Genomic DNA, 17,782 nt, shown 5'->3' with positions numbered 1-17,782 from the left:
CTGGCCGGCTGTGTCCTCTCAGCCCCGATCGGCCGTCGCCGCACGCCGCCGCCGGCGGACCATGACGACGGCGACGACCGTGCCGAGAGCGAGCATGAGCGAGGACACGAGACTGCCCTCGAAGCCGAACGATCCGCCCGAGATCAGGTCGCCGGCACCGGGGGTCGGGCGGAAGGAGAGGACCGAGGTCTCGACGTCCATGTTCGAGACATGGGCGCCCCAGAGATTGCCCTGACCCCAGTTCCACACGGCGTGGAACGCACAGACGCCCCACAGCCCCTCCTCGGCGAGTGACCAGAAGCCGAGGAACACCGCCACGAGGACGAGGTTGAGCACGGGCACGACTGTGATGCCGCCGTTGGCGCCGTGGAGGAGGGTGAACCACACGGTCTGGACGACGAAGGCCGCCAGCAGTCCCCACTTCCACGACACGGCTTGGACGAGGTAGCCGCGGGCGAAGAGCTCCTCGGTGCTGCCCTGGATCGTGAAGCCGGCGAGCAGGATGAGCGCGGGAAGCAGCGCACTCCAGTTCGGCGCGCCGAGGGTGCCCTGCCCGGTGGCGACGGTGATGAGGGCGACCGCGGAGATCATTGCGAGGCCGATGAGCGCGCCGCGGAGGATCTTCGCTCCTGCCCCGGGCGCGGCAAATCCGAGCGAGCGGATCGGCCGGCGCTCCTTGAACCGGACCCAGAGCAGGAGGAGGACCGCCCCGACCCCGAAGCTGCCGGTGAGGACGGCCTGTTGGACGAAGGTGAGCCCGGCTCCCTCGCTCGGCATGCCGGCCGGCAGCGCCGCGAGCTGGGCGACGAAGAAGATCACGGTGACGATGACGATGCCGAGGAGCGGACCCGTCGGCCGCTGTGCCTGACCCATCGCCGCAGGGAAGGTCATGGACGCTGCTGGGTTCGCGTTCCGGTTCATCATGCTCCGATCGTCGCGGCGGGAGGGGAGGTCGCCCTACCGTCACACGCTCATGGGCCGGTGTCAACGGGTGGTCCCACCGCGCCGGCCGGCGGGCAAGGGGATAGGATCACCAGCGGGAGGACGGTCGACGGTGGCGTCGGCTGTCGAGAATGGTCGAAAGGTGTGGAATGGCTGCAGGCGGCGGAATGACTCAGGTGCAGAAGAGGATCCTCCTCGTCGCTCTCGTCCCGCTGTTCATGTCCCTGCTGTCGGTGTCGATCATCAACGTCGTCCTCCCGGCGATCGAGCGCGACCTCGGGGCCTCGACCTCCGCCCTCCAGTGGGTCCTCACCGGGTATGCGCTCTCCTTCGGCGTCGTCCTCGTCGCGGCCGGTCGCGCCGGCGACGTCTTCGGCCGCGCCCAGCTCTTCATCGCCGGGGTCAGCCTCTTCGGCATCTCCTCGCTCGTGTCGGGCCTCGCCCCGGACCCGATCACCCTCAACATCGCCCGCGTCGTCATGGGCTTGGGATCGGGACTGCTCAACCCGCAGGTCGTCGGTCTCCTCCAGCAGTACTTCGAAGGACCGCGCCGAGGTCGTGCCTTCGGCCTCATGGGCACGATCGTCGGTCTGTCGGTGGCGATCGGACCGGTGCTCGGCGGCGTCCTCATCGCGATCTTCGGCAATGCCCTCGGGTGGCGGGCGGCGTTCCTCGTCAACGTCCCGTTCGCCATCCTCGCCGTGATCTTCGCGATCGTCTGGCTGCCGAAGTCCGCGTGGGGCCCGGCTGTCGACCAGACCGACCCCATCGACGAGGCGGCGCCCCCGGACCAGCGTCGGCACCGGCACGACCTCGACCCCGTCGGCGTCGTCCTCCTCGGTCTCGGCGTCCTCCTCGTTCTCCTGCCGTTCGTCGAATCCTCCGTCGGCTGGTTCGTGTGGTTCGCCCTGCCGCTCGGGCTCGTCGTCATCTGGGCGTGGACGAAGTGGGAGCGGCGGTACGAATCCCGTGGCCGGACCCCGATGGTCGAACTCGACCTCTTCGCGATCAAGAGCTTCAGCAACGGCTCGATCATCATCGCCCTCTACTTCATGGGGGTGACGAGTGTGTGGGTGATCGTCGCGATGTTCATGCAGCAGGGCCTCGGCCACACCGCGCTGGCCTCCGGACTCATCGGGCTGCCCGCCGCGCTGCTCTCGGCGCTGTCGGCCGACATCTCCGGCCGCTACGTCTTCCAGGCCGGGCGCCGCCTCGTCGTCTGGGGCATCGTCACGTGCCTCTTCGGTCTGCTCTCCTCGGTCCTCGTCGTCGCCCTCCTCTCCCAGGGCATCGGCAGCGAATGGTGGCTGCTGCTCACCCTCAGTTTCGTCGGCATCGCGCAGGGCATGGTCATCAGCCCGAACCAGACGCTCACGCTCAACGAGGTGCCCCTGAAGTACGCCGGATCGGCCGGGGGAGTGCTGCAGACGGGTCAGCGGATCGGCACCTCGATGGGGCTGGCGATCCTCACCGCGGTCGCCTTCGCCGTCGTCGCGGTCAGCGACTGGGACCTCGGGCTCATCGTCGCATTCCTGGCAATCGCCGTTGTCGTCATCATCGCCGGCATCGTCGGAATCGCCGAGGTCAGGCGCACGCGGCGACCTCAGCTGTGAGCGGAATAATGTTATCGAATCCAAACCGTTGACCGGACACGACTGTGGAAGACTGTGTACGCAGGTTTTCACAGGGAAGGACAGACGGTGGTAGGCACGGCGAACGATCAGGACCTGGCCCTCGAGGAGCTGGTGCGGTCGGGAGGGATCGAGACCTTCTTCGCACCCGTGGTCGACTCCTTCACCTTCGACACCGTGGGCTACCAGATCCTCCAAGCGCCGATCGGCGACCCCGCTCTCGGCCACGCCGAGTCGGAGAACCTGCGCCAGGCGATGCACGCCTCAGCGATGATCGGCGACATCGACGCCTCGATGCGGGCGACCGCCCTGCGCACCGCCGAGGCGGCCGGACTGCCGAACTCCAACCGCCTCTTCCTCCACGCCGAGGAGGAGTCCTTCGCCACGCTCGAGGATCGGACGGCCGAACCCGATCGCTCGTGCATCCTCCAGCTCGACGCCGACCGCGTCTCCTCCTCCCCGGCCTCCGTCCTCCGGTCGGTGCGCCAGGCCCGGTCGATGGGGTGGGGCGTGGGAATGTCCTCGGTCGGACCCGACCTGCGCAGCACGTCGTTCGTGCCGCTCGTCAACCCCTCGGTCGTCGGCCTCCATCCCGACGTCCTCACCATCGAATGCAGTGCGCAGCTGGCCGAGCTCAATCGGCTCCTCCACGCCCACCTCGAGCGGACCGGAGCGGTCATCCTCGCCGAGGGCGTCTCGAGCGAGGACGATCTCGACCGGGTGCAGGCACTCGGCGCCCGCTTCATGTCGGGTCCGTACTTCGGTCGCTCGACCCGTGAGCCCGAGCCGTTCGCCCCGCCGGTCGAAGACGCTCTCGCCGATCACCATTCGCGCAACCTCCCGGCGCTCGGCACCCCGTACTCGATTGCGCAGGGCCTGCGACGGGAGCCTCTCGTGATGAACCGCGAGCTGCTCATCGCCCAGATCGCCGCCCTCGAGGAGCGGGCTCTGGCCTCCGGTGCGGCGACGATCACGCTCGGCGTCTTCGGGGACGAGGAGACGTTCTCCCAGGCGACCTACGACCGGTATGAGCGGATCCGCGACACGGTCGGACTCACGGCGATGTTCTCCGGCGGTTTCACGACTCCGCCGGTGCCCGGGGTGCGCGGGGGAGTCGTCGACGCCTCCGATCCGATGCGCAAGGAGCACGGAGTCGTCGTCGTCGGACCCGACTGGTCGGGCCTCGTCGCCGCCGCCCGCCGCAACGATCCCGGCAGCGACGGGCAGGTCGAGTACGACGTCTACATCACCACCGAGCGCTACACGTGCGTCGACGCCGCCCGCAGCGTGCTCACTCGGATCTCCCCGAGCACCTCGGCGCACTGACCCGTCGGCCGCGCAGTTCGCCCCACCGTCGAGCGTGCTCTGCCGGCTCTGGGTCGACGCTCTCTCACGATCCGCGCGAAATGGGAGCTGCCGGCCTTCTGGTGCTAATCTGGTCACGGCTCGCCCCCGTAGCTCAGCTGGTCAGAGCAGGGAACTCATAATTCTTTGGTCGCCGGTTCAAGTCCGGCCGGGGGCACCCCTGTGCGATCGCCCCGCATCTCTCACCGCGGCGAGAGATGCGGGGCTTCGTCGTCGCCGGACACCGCCAGTCAGGCGAGACCTCAGGCGTGCATGGGCGCACCGGTCTCGATCCAGGTCTTGAGGTTGGAGATGAGGACCAGGCTGCCGTGGTCGACCTGGCGGGCGGTCTCAGTGGACGGGTCGAGGTCGAAGTGATCGATCGTCACCAGCGTGGACTCGCCCCGGGATGCGAGGGACCACACGAGGCGGAAAGGAGCCTCCGGCGCCACGGCGTCGTCCCAGGCAGGCGAGAAGATCATCTCCAGGCGGCGGCCGGGGTCGGCCGCGATGATCGTGCCCTCGGCGGCAGTTCGGCCGTCAGGGTAGGTGTAGGTGAATGCGGTGCCGGGCTCCAGCGACGAGTTCAACGTCGTGGTGAAGTACCACGAGGCGGTCTCTTCGGTCAGTGCGGTCCAGACCCGTTCGGGTGAGGCGTCGATGACGATGGCGTGGCGGTGCAGGGGTGCGGTGCTGCTCATGATCTCCGGTCTCCGTTCGGATGTGCTCTTCAGTCGGTTCAATGCCTGCCCCCACTCGAGCGCGTAGTCGTCGAGCCAGCGGTGGGCCAGCGCGACCAGCGGCGCGGCATTGAGATAGCAGTGGCGGATGCGCCCGGTTTTGTGCGAGGTGACCAATCCTGCGTCCTCGAGCACGCCCACGTGCTTGAGGACGGCATGGCGTCCGAGAGCGGGCAGGACCTGCCCGAGCTCGCTCACGCTCTGCCCGTCCCGGTCATGGAGGGCGTCGAGAAGCGCCCGTCGACTCGGATGGGAGAGCGCCAGGAGAACCGCGTCGTCATCGGAAGTGGCCACGGACGCAACGATAGGTGACTCATGAGTCACCTGTCTAGACCCGGCATGGACTCGATTCGCCGGGCAGCGACGTCGGCCACGACCCCAGCCCGGGGAACCGCGAAGGCAATCGGTCCCCAGGAGAGAGCTCGATCATTAAATCTCTGCCTGATGATCATTCACAATGATTTGCTTTTCATTGAGGGCCCAGAGGTTCATGCTGAAAAGGGAGCGAAAGTCGCTGCACAGGTGGGAGGAGTTGGTGATGATGGTGCTGCTGATTGTGGTCGGGATGATGATCGGTGTTCTCCTCGTCATCGGGCGGGCTGTGTGCCCCGCTGCCGAACGCCTCGCGTGGCAGGACCTCGGCCTCGACGGATGGGTGCTCACAGCCGTGCGCGGCTGGGCCGCCGTCAGCGGCCTCTCGCGGTTGGAGACGATGACCGAGCAGATGCATCGCCGCCGCTCCTGACCGACGAGAAGAACCGCGTGTCATCAGGCATTTCGCTACTTGGCTCACGTCTGTTTGTCGACTATCATGAGCGGAGTACCTCCTTTCGGATCGTAGGGGAAGACGTATCCGAGGTAGGAGGCACACATGGATATGACACAGGGCGTACTCTTCGTCCACTCAGCACCTCGCGCGCTCTGCCCGCACATCGAATGGGCAGCGGGCGGGGCGATCGGCGCACAGGCACGCTTCGACTGGACACCCCAGCCGGCAGCACCGGGCCTCGTGCGCGCCGAAGTCTGCTGGCGCGCGCCGGCGGGCTCGGGCTCTCGCATCGCATCGGCACTCCGCGGATGGGACTCCCTGCGCTACGAAGTCACCGAGGAACCCTCGGCCGGCGTCGACGGCGGACGGTGGAGCCACACTCCTGACCTCGGCATCTACCACGCCGTGACCGACACCGTCGGCAACATCCTCGTGCCCGAGGACCGCATCCGCTCCGTCATGGAGCGCGCCGGCGGAGATCCCGCGAAGCTCGCCCACGAGATGGGCCTCGCCCTCGGTGAAGCGTGGGACGAAGAGCTCGACGCGTTCCGCCACGCCGGTGAGGGCGCCCCCGTGCGCTGGCTGACGAAGGTCGGCTGACTCCGGCACACCTGCGGCGCTTCCTGCGCTGCTCACTCACGCGACGATAAGTGGGCACGTCTCTGCCTCCGACGTGTGCGCCTCCTCTGCGACACGACGAAGGGCCCCAGCCGAAGCTGGGGCCCTTCGTCGTGTGACAGAACGTGTGTCAGTCGATCACACCGACTTGAAGGCGACGACCGCGTTGTGTCCGCCGAACCCGAAGGAGTTCGACAGGGCGGCGATGTCACCATCGGGCAGCTGGGCGGGAGTGTCCCGGACAATGTTGATCTTCACCTTGGGATCGACCTCGGTGATGTTCATCGTCGGGGGAGCAGTCCGCGTCTCGAGCGCCTTGACCGTGAAGATCGCCTCGACCGCCCCGGCACCGCCGAGAAGGTGACCGGTCATCGACTTCGTGCCGCTGACGAGCGTGTCGTCGACGGAGTCGCCGAGGAGCTCGGCGATCGCCACGGACTCGGGGATGTCACCGACCGGCGTCGACGTCGCATGCGCATTGACGTGCTTGATGTCAGCAGGGGTGAGGCCGCCGGCCTCGAGCGCATCCTCCATCGCCTTGAGCGCGTACTTGCCCTCGGGCTCGTTGCCGGTGATGTGGTAGGCGTCGTTCGAGATGCCCCAGCTGGCCACCTCGGCGTAGATCTTCGCCCCGCGGGCCTTCGCATGCTCCTCGGTCTCGAGGATGAGCGCGCCGGCGCCCTCGCCCATGACGAAGCCGTCACGGTCGACGTCGTAGGGGCGGGAAGCGGTCTCGGGGGAATCCGTGCGACGCGAGAGCGCCTGCATCGAATTGAACGCCGCCAGGGTGATCGGGTGGATCGCGGCTTCGGATCCGCCGGCGATGACGATGTCGGCGTCGCCGTTCGCGATGAGGTCGAAGGCGTGACCGAGGCTCTCGGTCGACGACGCGCAGGCCGAGACCATCGTCTGCACACCGGCGCGGGCCTTGAACTCCATGCCGATCGCGGCAGCCGGGCCGTTGGGCATGAGCATCGGCACGGTCAGGGGCATGACGCTGCGCGGACCTTCGTCCTTGAGCGTGTCCCAGGCGTCGAGCAGCGTCCACACGCCGCCGATGCCGGTGGCCCAGGAGACGGCGGTGCGTTCGGGATCGGTCTCCTCGAGACCGGCGTCGGCCATGGCCTCACGGGCGGAGATGAGAGCGAACTGGCTCGAGGGGTCGAGGCGCTTGGCCTGCACCCGCTTGAGCTTCTCGGGCACGACCTCGGGGTCGACCGTCGCAGCGAAGTCGACGGTCAGGCCGTACTTCTCGGCCCAGTCGTTGTCGAGCGTGGACACGCCGGACTGACCGGCCAGCAGGGCCTGCCAGGTCTCATCGGCAGTGGCGCCCAAGGGGGTCACCGCACCAACCCCGGTGACGACAACTTTTGGTGTCATGGTGAAAACCTCGTCGATAGTGTGGGACACGGCCCGTCGGTGGACGGGCCGTGTGCGTCCTCAGATGTTCAGGCTTCTTGGGCCTTGTTGATGTAGTCGACGGCATCCTGGACGGTGACGAGGTCCTTGACGTCGTCGTCCGGGATCTTCACGCCGAACTTCTTCTCGGCGTTGACGACGATCGTCATCATGGAGATCGAGTCGATGTCGAGATCGTCGGTGAACGACTTGGAGGGCTCGACGGCCTCGACGGCCAGGCCGGTCTCTTCGTTGACGATCTCTGCCAGTCCGGAGAGGACTTCAGCTTCGGTGAATGCCATTTCTTTCCTACTTTCTAGTGACAACCGAGATGTCCCCGGTCGGATTGGAACGGTATCGACGAGTGTCCCGCCGAATATCTTAGGTCATTCGCGCGGTGATTTCGCCCGCGCCACGGGCGCTCAGGGCAGGCGAACGACCTGGGCGCCGTAGACGAGTCCGGCGCCGAATCCCATCTGCAGGGCGAGTCCGCCGCTGAGCTCGGGCTGTTCGCGCAGGAGACGTTCGGTGGCCAGCGGGATCGAGGCCGCCGAGGTGTTGCCGTTGTCGGCGATGTCACGGGCGATGACGACGGACTCGGGCAGACCCAGCTGCTTGGCGAGTTCGTCGATGATGCGCATGTTCGCCTGGTGGGGGATGAAGGCGGCGAGGTCGGAGGCCTCGACCCCCGATTCCTCGAGAGCCTTCTTGGCCACCTCGGCGCCGTCCCACACGGCCCAGCGGAAGACGGTGGGCCCGTCCTGGCGCAGGGTGGGGAACGGCAGGTCGCGATCGTCGCGGACGTCCATGAGCGATTCGGTCATCCGGATCGTCGACCAGTTCTCGCCCTTCGACCCCCATACGGTCTTCGAGATGCCCGGCTCATCGGCCGAGGTGACGACGACCGCTCCGGCCCCGTCGCCGAGGATGAAGGAGATCGACCGGTCGGTGGGATCGATGACGTCGGAGAGCTTCTCGGCGCCGATGACGAGGACGTTGTCCATCGTGCCGGCGCGCACGAGCGCATCGGCCTGGGCGATGCCGTAGCAGTAGCCGGCGCACGCGGCGCTGATGTCCCAGGCGGGCACCGGTCCGGTGCCGATGCGGTCGGTGAGTGCAGCGGCAGCCGAGGGCGTGAAGTAGGGGAAGGTCACCGTGGAGATGATGACGCCGCCGATGTCCTCGGGCTTGAGTCCCGCCGAGGCGATCGCCTCGAGGGCTGCCTCTTCGCACATCTCGAGCACGCCGACGTCCTTGCTGGCCCGGCGGCGGGTGACGATGCCGGTGCGCTGCCGGATCCACTCGTCCGAGGAGTTGATCGGACCGGCGATCTCGTCGTTGGTCACGAGGTTCTCGGCGCGGTAGGCGCCGATGCCGGCGATCTTCGAGAACCGGCCGGTCTGTGCGGTGTTGAGTGTGGGCATGGCGGTGGTCATCCTTCTTCTCCGGCGTTGGCCGCGGCGCCTGCATGGGCGGCCGCGAACTCACGCGCACCGTCGAGGTCGGCGGCTGACTTGATCGGGTAGGTCTCGACGCCCTTGAGCGCCCGACGGGCGATGCCGGTGAGCGTGCCGCCGGGGACGAGCTCGATGAGCCCGGTGACGCCGAGGCGCTGCAGCGTCTCCTGGCAGAGGTCCCAGCGCACCGGGTTGGTCACCTGCGAGACGAGGAGGTCGACGTAGGCGGCGCCGCTGTCGACGACGCTGCCGTCGGAGTTCGTGAGGATCGGCAGGCTCGGATCGGTCACGGTGAGCTCGGCCGCGGTTTCCGTGAGCGTCGGCACGGCCGGTGCCATGTACTCGGTGTGGAAGGCCCCGGCGACGGGCAGCGGAATGACCCGGGCGCGCTCGGGCGGGTTCTCCGCGAGGGCCTCAAGGTTCGGCAGTGCACCGGCGGCCACGGTCTGGCCGCCGCCGTTGACGTTGGCCGGTGCGGCACCGGCGGCGTCGATCGCGGCGAGGACGTCCGCGGGCTCCCCGCCGACGACGGCGGACATGCCGGTCGGCGTGGCGGCTGCGGCCTCGGCCATGCCGGCGCCGCGGACTGCGACGAAGCGCATGGCATCGGCGGGGGTGAGGATGCCGGCGATCTGCGCGGCGGCGATCTCACCGACGGAGTGGCCGGCGACGACGTCGGGGGTGACGCCGAGCTCGGCGGCGCAGGCGATGGCCGCGGCGACGAGAAGCGGCTGTGCGAGCGCGGTGTCCTTGATCGTCTCGTCATCGGAGGTCGTGCCGTGCGCGCGCAGGTCGATGCCCGACGCGGCGGCGAGTTCATCGATCTGTGCTGAGAAGGTCTCGAGTTCGAGGAAGGACTCGAGGAAGCCTGACTTCTGGGCGCCCTGACCTGGGCACGTGATGACTAGCACTGAGAATCTCTTTTCGTTCGACGTCGCTGTTCAATCTAACGGATGGTTGTCGGGCGTCATTGCGTTTTGTCGCCTTGCGACAATAGCCCGGCATCTGACAGTCGTCCGTACACCAATGCGATGTGGATGACGAACGCGTCCCGGGAGACTGTGGGATCGAGCCCGATCGCCTCGGTGATCTTCCGCAGCCGGTACCGGACGGTGTTGGGGTGGACGGACAGGGCCTTCGCGGTGGCTTCGAGGGAGGAGCCGAACTCGACGTAGGCGCTCACGGTCTTGAGCAGCTGGCCGGTGCCCGAGGTCAGCGGCTCGTAGTAGCGGGCGATGAGCTCGCCCAGGGCGACGGCATCGCCGGCCAGAGCCCGTTCGGGCAGGAGCTCGTCGGCCTTGACCGGGCGCGGGGAGTCGGGACGGGCGGTGGCGGCCTTGAGCGCCATGATCGCCGCCTTCGCCGAGGTGGCCGCCTCGGCGAGCGTCGGCACGCTGGGACCGACGATGACCTCGGAAGGACCGAAGCAGTCCGAGAGGTCCTCGACCGCGGTGTCGAGGTCGCTGACGCCGCCGAGGACGATGAGGAGACGGTTGTCGTGGATGCCGACGAGCGCGTCCTCGGCCCATTTCCGGGCCTTGCGGCGGATGACCTCGATGCCCTTCTTCGCCGACCGCTGCGGGGCGCGGCCGACGAGGACGGTGACCGGTTCCTCCGACTGCCACCCGAAGGCGGCGGTGCGGCTGGCGAGTTCGTCGACGGAGTCCCCGCGCACGAGGGCGTCGACGACCATCGCCTCGAGCCGGGCGTCCCAGCTGCCGCGGGCCTCGGCCGCCCGGGCGTAGACGTCGGCCGCGGCGAACGCGATCTCGCGGGAGTAGATGAGCACGGCTTCGCGCAGCGCCGGCTGTTCGGCGGTGCGGGCGATGTCGGGCACGCGCTCCTCGACGACTTCGACGACGACCTTGAGCAGCTGGAGGGTCTGCTGGAGGCTGATGGCGCGGATGAGGTCGCGGGGAGCGGACTTGAAGATCTCGCTGACGACCCGCAGATCGGTGTCGGGCTGCCGGTACCAGTCGATGAATGAGCTGATGCCCGACTGGGCGAGGAGCCCGACCCAGGAGCGGTCCGATGGTGACATCGAGCGGTACCAGGGCAGCCGGGTGTCGAGTCGCTGCAGGGTCACGGTGGAGAGGACGCCGACGCCTGCGCGCAGACGTCGACCCGTCTCTGCTCGCCGACGGAGAGTCTCAGTGTCGGAGGTCATGGACTCCAGCTTAAAGCCCGTGGGACAAAACGCTTGTGCGAAACGCACAAAAATCTGTCATCGGGGACAGAAATGGCCGGAGTCCTGTCGACTCCGGCCATTTCCGCCACTCAGCGTGTGCGGCTGCTCACCTGTTCAGGCTCACGCACCGGCGCCCTCGGTCGAACCGGAGGCGCCCGCCCGCGGATCGTCGAGCTGGTACTTCTTCGCCGCCTCGGCAGCCTTGTCGATCGGGATCACCCCGGTGTCGGCAAGCGAGATGAGCGCCTGCGTCGCCATCGAGGGACCGTCGACGAGGTAGTACCGGCGCGCCGCGGGACGGGTGTCCGAGATCGCGTAGCCGTCGGTGCCCAGCGACGTGAAGTGGTTGGGCACGTACTGCCGGATCTGGTCGGGCACGGCCCGCATGAAGTCCGAGGTTGCGATGACCGGACCCGAGGCGTCGAGGAGCTTCTCGGTGACGAACGGGATCCGCGGCTCGGCCTCGGGGTCGAGCAGGCGCGCATCGTCGGCGGCGAGGCCGTCGCGGCGCAGCTCGGTCCACGAGGTCACCGACCACACGTCGGCGGACACGCCCCAGTCCTTCTCGAGGAGCTCCTGGGCCTCCAGCGCCCACGGCACACCGACGCCCGAGGCCATGAGCTGAACCTTCGGACCTCCGTTGTCCGGCCCCTTCTTGAGCAGGTACATGCCCCGCAGCAGGCCGTCGACGTCGAGGTCCTCGGGTTCGGCCGGCTGGACCATCGGCTCGTTGTACATCGTCAGGTAGTAGAGGACGTTGGGATCCCGGCCGTCATCGGGCCCGTACATCCGGTTGAGTCCGTCCTTGACGATGTGGGAGATCTCGTAGACGTAGGCCGGGTCGTAGGAGATCACCGACGGGTACGTCGAGGAGAGCAGGTGCGAGTGACCGTCACCGTGCTGGAGTCCCTCGGCCACGAGCGTCGTGCGTCCGGCGGTGGCGCCGAGGACGAAGCCGCGGGCCATCTGGTCGCCGGCGGCCCAGAAGAAGTCACCGGTGCGCTGGAACCCGAACATCGAGTAGAAGATGTAGAACGGGATCATCGGCTCGCCGTGCGTGGCGTACGAGGTGCCGACCGCGGTCAGCGCCGCCGTCGCGCCGGCCTCGTTGATGCCGACGTGGAGGAGCTGTCCGTCCATCGCCTCCTTGTAGGCGAGGAACAGGTCGCGGTCGACGGAGATGTAGTTCTGCCCGTGCGGGTTGTAGATCTTCGCCGTCGGGAAGAACGAGTCCATGCCGAAGGTGCGGGCCTCATCGGGGATGATCGGCACGATGCGCTTGCCGAACTCCTTGTCGCGCATGAGGTCCTTGAGGACGCGGACGAAGCCCATGGTCGTCGCGATCGTCTGCTTGCCCGAGCCGCGGCGTCCGGCCTCGTAGGCCTTGTCCCCGGGCAGGGCGAGGTCGACGTACGTGCTGCGCCGTTCGGGGGAGTACCCGCCGAGGTCGGCGCGTCGCTGCTGGAGGTACTTGATCTCCGGGGCGTCGGGTCCCGGGTGGTAGTACGGCGGCAGCTTCGGGTTCTCCTCGAGCTCCTTGTCGGAGATCGGGATCTGGAAGTGATCGCGGGCGAGCTTGAGGTCGTCGATCGTCATCTTCTTCATCTGGTGCGTCGCGTTGCGCGCCTCGAAGTGCGGACCGAGCGAGTAGCCCTTGACGGTCTTGACGAGGATGACGGTGGGCTGCCCGGTGTGCTCGAACGCTGCCTTGTAGGCGGCGTAGACCTTGCGGTAGTCGTGGCCGCCGCGCTTGAGCTGCCAGATCTGCTCGTCGGAGTAGTTCTCGACCATTGCCTTCGTCCGCGGATCGCGGCCGAAGAAGTTGTCGCGCACGAATCCGCCGGACTCGCCCTTGTAGGTCTGGTAGTCACCGTCGGGGGTCTCGTTCATGAGGTTGACGAGGGCGCCGTCGCGGTCCTTGGCCAGCAGCGCATCCCACTCGCGGCCCCAGACGACCTTGATGACGTTCCAGCCGGCCCCGCGGAAGTACGCTTCGAGCTCCTGGATGATCTTGCCGTTGCCGCGCACCGGTCCGTCGAGTCGCTGCAGGTTGCAGTTGATGACGAAGTTGAGGTTGTCGAGCTCCTCGTAGGCGGCGACGTGGAGCATGCCGCGGCTCTCGGGCTCGTCGAGCTCGCCGTCGCCGAGGAACGCCCACGTCTGCTGCTGCGAGGTGTCCTTGATCCCCCGGTTGTGGAGGTACTTGTCGAACTGGGCCTGGGCGATCGCGTTCATCGGGCCGAGGCCCATCGAGACCGTCGGGTGCTCCCAGAAGTCCTCGAGCTGCCGCGGGTGGGGGTAGGACGGGAGGCCGGCGGGCTTGCCGTCGATGAGGTGGGACTGCTGCTGACGGAATCCGTCGAGCTCCTCCTCGGTCATCCGGCCTTCGAGGAAGGCGCGGGCGTACATGCCGGGGGAGGCGTGCCCCTGATAGAAGATGTGGTCGCCGCCGCCGGGGTGGTCCTTGCCGCGGAAGAAGTGGTTGAGACCGACTTCGTAGAGAGTCGCCGAGGAGGCGTAGGTGGAGATGTGGCCGCCGACCTCGATGCCGGGGCGCTGGGCGCGGTGGACGAGCATCGCGGCATTCCAGCGGTTCCACCGGCGGTAGCGGCGCTCGACCTCTTCGTCACCGGGGAACCAGGGTTCGTTCTCAGGTCCGATCGTGTTGACGTAGTCGGTGGCGGTGAGGCTGGGCACGCCGATCTGCTTCTGGCGCGAGCGCTCGAGCATCCGCAGCATGACGTAGCGTGCGCGCGAGCGCCCGCCTTCATCGATGAGGGAGTCGAGAGAGGCCAACCACTCCTCTGTCTCCTCTGGATCGATGTCAGGCACCTGGCTTGGCAGCCCGTTGAGTATCGGTCCGCCCTGATTGCGATTGTCCACAGTGTGGTCCTCTCTTCCCTCCGCGACCTGCATTGGTGGCGAAGTCGCGTTCTGCCGATGGAATGCGGTTCGGGTGATGACACAGAGCCCAGGGTCCACCGGATTCGATTCCAGCCTAGTACGCGGCGGCCGTCTTCGCTCTGCCGTCTCCTGTGATCTGGCTGACGACGACGGAATCCGCAGAACGGCCGGGAGAACGGGCGCGCCGACATTTGCCCCCGTCTGCAAATGGCGGAACAATGTGAGTATGAGCAACTCCGCTTCTGAAAGGACCTCTTCCACGTCGACCCTGCCGACCGAACTGGGACACAATCTCGGATTGGCAGCGGGGGACTATGTGCAAGAAATCGGCTACGACGACGACGTCGACCTTGATCTGTGCCAGGCGATCGAGACCATCATCGGAGAGAAGATCGCCGACGGCGACGTCGATGACGTGTTCGACGTCATCCTCATGTGGTGGAGGTCCGATGACGACGACCTCATCGACGGGCTCGTCGACGCTCAGGTCACCCTCAAGGACGGAGGGGTCGTGTGGCTGCTCTCTCCCAAGGCCAACCGACCCGGCCACATCACCCCGGCAGAGATCTCCGAAGCGGCGCCGACCGCCGGCATGCACGTCACCTCGACCGTGTCCGCGGCCGAGGACTGGGCGGGCTTCCGCCTCGTCGGCAAGAAGAACTACTCGTGAGCGCAGGCCGTCCATGATTCCCGGGCCCGGTGACCGGGCTCCCGACTTCTCCGTGACCGATCAGTTCGGCCGGACCATCACCCTCGCCGAGGCGACCGGCAGCTCCGTGGTCATCCTCGCCTTCCTGCCCTATGCGTTCTCCCCGGTGTGCGGCGACGAGATCCGGGCCCTGCAGGACGTCCAGGACGACGCGGATGCGGCCGGCGATGACCTCACCGTCATCGCGATCACCGCGGATGCGAAGTACACGCTGGCGGCGTGGGGCGCCGAACGGGGCGTCAATCTCTCGATCGGCTCGGACTTCTGGCCCCACGGTGCCGTGGCACGCGCCTACGGCGTCTTCGACGAGGACCACGGGGTCGCCGAGCGCGGTGTGTTCGTCATCACGAAAGCCGGTACGATCGAAAGCGGCCGCCAGGTCGCACGCACCGAGACCCGGGACTTCGCGATCGAGGCCCGCATCGCCGCCGGCATCGCCTGACCCACCGGCAGCCCGGCGACCGCATCACATTGGGCCGCGCAGCAGCGGCCCTCGACCGAGGAGGACCGCCATGGCCACGATCTTCACGAAGATCATCAACGGAGAGATCCCCGGAGCATTCGTCTACGAGGACGACCGGTGCGTCGCGTTCCTCGACGTCTCCCCGCTCACCGAGGGACATGCGATGGTCGTCCCGCGCGAGGAGATCTCCGCGTGGACGGACCTCGATGACGACCTCCTCGATCACCTCATGAATGTCGCGAAGCGGATCGGCCGTGCTCAGGAGGCCGCGTTCGAGTGCGAGCGGATCGGGATGATGATCGTCGGCTACGAGGTGCCCCACGTCCACATCCATGTCTGGCCGACGACGTCGATGGCCGATTTCGACATCTCCGACCGGGCCCCGATGCAGGACGCGCAGACGCTGGAAGGGCCCGCCGAGAGGATTCGGCAGGCCCTGTCCCAGCAGTCCTGAGCGTTGCGGGCGCTGAGCTCATTCGGCGCTCAGCGCTCAGCGCACTCAGCGCGCGGTGAGCGTCAGTTCGCGTCGAGGTAGGACACGAGCGCGGCGCGGACGAACTCCGCACCCGATTGTCCGCCGTAGTTCGCGGCGAACCGCGGATCGGCGACGTACATCTCGGCGAGTCCCCGCACGTAGCCGTCGGTGTCGCCGGCGGGATCGGCGGCCGGGGTTCCCGGCACCGAGGTCAGCCACTCGATGTGACGGCGGGACAGATCGCGGGCTTCGGGCGAATCGGGGTCAACCCCCGCCTCGGCGGCGGTCGTCCAGTCCGCGGCCAGTCCGCGGGCATCGTCCTGCCAGGACCGGCGCTCGTCGTCGTTCATCCCGTTCCACCATTTCTCCGAGGTCTCGTAGGCGGCATCGCCCCAGCGCTGCCGCACCTCGTCTTCGTGCTCTCGATGGTCGAAGCCATCGAACATCTCTTCCGCCATGAGCGGTTCACCTGCTTTCAGTCGTGTCATCGTCGCGGTGACGGCGGCGATCTGCCGCTCCAGGCGCGCTCGCTCGCGTCCGAGCTTGCGCACGTGGTCCTCGAGGGCGGTGATCGGATCCGCGGTGGTCTCGAGCACCTCCGCGATCCGACCCAGCGGCAGGCCGAGCTCCCGCAGGAGGAGAATCCTCTGCAGGCGGACGAGGGCGTCCTCGTCGTAGTGTCGGCTGCCACCGGCGGCCCTCGACGACGGAGACAGCAGGCCGATCGCGTCGTAGTGACGCAGAGTCCGGCTCGTCGTGCCCGTCAGTCGCGCTGTTTCCTGTATGGACCAGTCCATGGGAAACAGCGTAGAAGTTGACGTCGCGTCAATGTCAACACCCGCTCATGCGCGGCAGCGGCGTTCGTGGTCACAGAACCGAGGGAGAGGAGCGACTTCGGCTCCATCACCTCAGGTCTGTGGCCACAGACGCGTGTTCACGCGGCGGCGCGGACCGCGTCGAGGGCGGTGAAGAGGTCCTCGGCGAGGTCGTCGACGTGTTCGAGGCCGACGGAGAGGCGCACGAGTCCGTCGCCGGGCTTCGCCTCGGAGGCGACGGGACGGTGGGTCAGCGACGCGGGGTGCTGGATGAGGGTGTCGGCGCCGCCGAGGGAGACGGCGTGGACGACGAGGCGGCAGTTCTCGACGAAGGTGCGGGCCGCCTCGAAGCCGCCGGCGACATCGAGGGCGATCATCGCGCCGGGTCCGGCCATCTGGCGGCCGAGCAGACCGTGGGGATCCTGGCCTTCGAGTCCGGGGTAGTGGACCGCGGCGATCGCCGGATGGGCGCTGAGGCGCTCGGCCAGCTGGGTCGCGGTGGTCTGGGCGGCGCGCATCCGCACCCCGAGCGTGCGCAGTCCGCGATGGAGAAGGTAGGCGCCCATCGGGTGGAGCAGGGCGCCGGTGATCGCACGGACCTGACGCAGTCGGGTCGCCCAGGCGGAGTTCGTCGCGATGATCCCGCCCATCGCATCGCCGTGGCCGCCGATGTACTTCGTCGCACTGTGGAGGACGAGGACGGCGCCGTGCCTGATCGGGCGCTGGAGGACGGGTGTGGAGAAGGTGTTGTCGACGAGGACGGGAACATCGCCCGCCGCCGCGACGACGGCATCGAGGTCGACGAGGTCGAGGCTCGGGTTCGCCGGGGTCTCGACGATGACGAGTCCGGTGTCGTCCCGCACCGCCGCGGCGATCCCCTCGGGCGTCGTCCACGTCACCGTGGTGCCGAGGAGACCGGAGTCGAGCATATGGTCGCTGCCGCCGTAGAGCGGACGGACCGCGACGATGTGCGGGGTGCCGGCGCTGACCGCGGCGAGCAGCGCCGCCGTCAGGGCCGCCATGCCGGTGGCGAAGGCAACGGCCTCCTCGGCGTGTTCGAGGTCGGCGAGAGCGGATTCGAAGCGGGCGACCCCGGGCTGCCACAGGCGCTGGTAGACGGCGGAGTCGCCCTCGCGCAGGGGATGGCCGGTGGCGAGCCATTCGTACGATTCGCCGCCGGTGTCGATGTCGCCGACCGGGTTCGTCGTCGAGAGATCGATCGCGGGAACGTGGACGCCCGCCTCGGTGAGGCCGTCCATGCCGCCGTGGACCATGAGGGTTTCGGGGTGAAGGGGTGATTCGGGGTGGAGAGAGGTCATGGCGGAATTC

Annotated in this window: 17 protein-coding genes and 1 tRNA gene; 8 read left to right on the top strand and 10 right to left on the bottom strand. The window is 67.9% G+C overall.

Annotation, left to right across the window (positions count from 1 at the left end):
* Nucleotides 1–18 precede the first annotated feature (18 nt).
* Nucleotides 19–891, bottom strand: a complete 873-nt coding sequence (locus tag J9315_RS09180; RefSeq protein ID WP_211977648.1) for a CPBP family intramembrane glutamic endopeptidase — start codon at nt 889–891, stop codon at nt 19–21.
* A gap of 218 nt (nt 892–1,109) precedes the next feature.
* On the opposite strand from J9315_RS09180, the gene J9315_RS09175 reads away from it, so the two are divergent.
* From J9315_RS09175 to J9315_RS09165, 3 genes are all read left to right on the top strand, one after another.
* Nucleotides 1,110–2,555: an MFS transporter gene (locus J9315_RS09175; protein WP_249120862.1), complete on the top strand. Its 1,446-nt coding sequence runs from the start codon at nt 1,110–1,112 to the stop codon at nt 2,553–2,555.
* 87 nt (nt 2,556–2,642) lie between these two features.
* Nucleotides 2,643–3,899 carry an EAL domain-containing protein gene (locus J9315_RS09170; protein WP_198498692.1) on the top strand — a complete coding sequence of 419 codons (1,257 nt, stop codon included), beginning with the start codon at nt 2,643–2,645 and terminating at the stop codon, nt 3,897–3,899.
* A gap of 122 nt (nt 3,900–4,021) precedes the next feature.
* Nucleotides 4,022–4,095 (top strand) — tRNA-Ile (locus J9315_RS09165).
* Nucleotides 4,096–4,180: 85 nt separating this feature from the next.
* Here J9315_RS09165 and J9315_RS09160 read toward each other — a convergent pair.
* Complete coding sequence (locus tag J9315_RS09160) at nt 4,181–4,951, bottom strand: SRPBCC domain-containing protein (RefSeq protein ID WP_198498693.1); 771 nt, start codon at nt 4,949–4,951, stop codon at nt 4,181–4,183.
* Nucleotides 4,952–5,195: 244 nt separating this feature from the next.
* Between J9315_RS09160 and J9315_RS09155 the strand changes: the two genes are divergently transcribed.
* Both J9315_RS09155 and J9315_RS09150 read left to right on the top strand, forming a co-directional pair.
* Nucleotides 5,196–5,402 carry a hypothetical protein gene (locus J9315_RS09155; RefSeq protein WP_198498694.1) on the top strand — a complete coding sequence of 69 codons (207 nt, stop codon included), beginning with the start codon at nt 5,196–5,198 and terminating at the stop codon, nt 5,400–5,402.
* Between the two features lie 132 nt (nt 5,403–5,534).
* Nucleotides 5,535–6,026 (top strand): DUF3145 domain-containing protein, encoded by a 492-nt coding sequence (locus J9315_RS09150; RefSeq protein ID WP_140955218.1) that lies wholly within the window; start codon nt 5,535–5,537, stop codon nt 6,024–6,026.
* 156 nt (nt 6,027–6,182) lie between these two features.
* Here the strand turns inward: J9315_RS09150 and J9315_RS09145 are convergent, their stop codons facing one another.
* From J9315_RS09145 to aceE, 6 genes are all read right to left on the bottom strand, one after another.
* Nucleotides 6,183–7,424 carry a beta-ketoacyl-[acyl-carrier-protein] synthase family protein gene (locus tag J9315_RS09145; RefSeq protein ID WP_198498695.1) on the bottom strand — a complete coding sequence of 414 codons (1,242 nt, stop codon included), beginning with the start codon at nt 7,422–7,424 and terminating at the stop codon, nt 6,183–6,185.
* A gap of 68 nt (nt 7,425–7,492) precedes the next feature.
* On the bottom strand, nt 7,493–7,744 hold the full coding sequence (locus J9315_RS09140; protein WP_137825491.1) for an acyl carrier protein: 252 nt from the start codon (nt 7,742–7,744) through the stop codon (nt 7,493–7,495).
* A gap of 120 nt (nt 7,745–7,864) precedes the next feature.
* Nucleotides 7,865–8,866 carry a beta-ketoacyl-ACP synthase III gene (locus J9315_RS09135; RefSeq protein ID WP_137825492.1) on the bottom strand — a complete coding sequence of 334 codons (1,002 nt, stop codon included), beginning with the start codon at nt 8,864–8,866 and terminating at the stop codon, nt 7,865–7,867.
* An 8-nt stretch (nt 8,867–8,874) separates the two neighbouring features.
* Entirely contained in the window at nt 8,875–9,810 is a 936-nt protein-coding gene (locus J9315_RS09130; protein ID WP_198498696.1) for an ACP S-malonyltransferase, read from the bottom strand.
* 56 nt (nt 9,811–9,866) lie between these two features.
* Entirely contained in the window at nt 9,867–11,066 is a 1,200-nt protein-coding gene (locus J9315_RS09125) for a helix-turn-helix domain-containing protein (protein WP_198498697.1), read from the bottom strand.
* A gap of 141 nt (nt 11,067–11,207) precedes the next feature.
* The gene (gene aceE, locus J9315_RS09120) at nt 11,208–14,003 is read right to left on the bottom strand and encodes a pyruvate dehydrogenase (acetyl-transferring), homodimeric type (protein WP_232623588.1); all 2,796 of its coding nucleotides are present in this window, start codon (nt 14,001–14,003) and stop codon (nt 11,208–11,210) included.
* A gap of 214 nt (nt 14,004–14,217) precedes the next feature.
* Between aceE and J9315_RS09115 the strand changes: the two genes are divergently transcribed.
* From J9315_RS09115 to J9315_RS09105, 3 genes are all read left to right on the top strand, one after another.
* Nucleotides 14,218–14,661, top strand: a complete 444-nt coding sequence (locus J9315_RS09115) for a DUF3052 domain-containing protein (RefSeq protein ID WP_249120861.1) — start codon at nt 14,218–14,220, stop codon at nt 14,659–14,661.
* Nucleotides 14,662–14,674: 13 nt separating this feature from the next.
* Nucleotides 14,675–15,142: a redoxin domain-containing protein gene (locus J9315_RS09110; RefSeq protein WP_211977644.1), complete on the top strand. Its 468-nt coding sequence runs from the start codon at nt 14,675–14,677 to the stop codon at nt 15,140–15,142.
* A 70-nt stretch (nt 15,143–15,212) separates the two neighbouring features.
* Nucleotides 15,213–15,617, top strand: a complete 405-nt coding sequence (locus J9315_RS09105; protein WP_140955058.1) for an HIT family protein — start codon at nt 15,213–15,215, stop codon at nt 15,615–15,617.
* Between the two features lie 62 nt (nt 15,618–15,679).
* On the opposite strand, the gene J9315_RS09100 is transcribed toward J9315_RS09105, so the two are convergent.
* On the bottom strand, nt 15,680–16,435 hold the full coding sequence (locus J9315_RS09100) for a MerR family transcriptional regulator (protein WP_211977642.1): 756 nt from the start codon (nt 16,433–16,435) through the stop codon (nt 15,680–15,682).
* 137 nt (nt 16,436–16,572) lie between these two features.
* Nucleotides 16,573–17,772 (bottom strand): PLP-dependent transferase, encoded by a 1,200-nt coding sequence (locus J9315_RS09095; protein WP_211977640.1) that lies wholly within the window; start codon nt 17,770–17,772, stop codon nt 16,573–16,575.
* Nucleotides 17,773–17,782: the final 10 nt, after the last annotated feature.

This window comes from Brevibacterium sp. W7.2, from assembly GCF_018137945.1.
Taxonomy (GTDB): domain Bacteria; phylum Actinomycetota; class Actinomycetes; order Actinomycetales; family Brevibacteriaceae; genus Brevibacterium; species Brevibacterium sanguinis.
The sequence above is the reverse complement of the archived record's forward strand: the minus strand, read 5'-3'. Positions and strand labels throughout refer to the sequence as shown.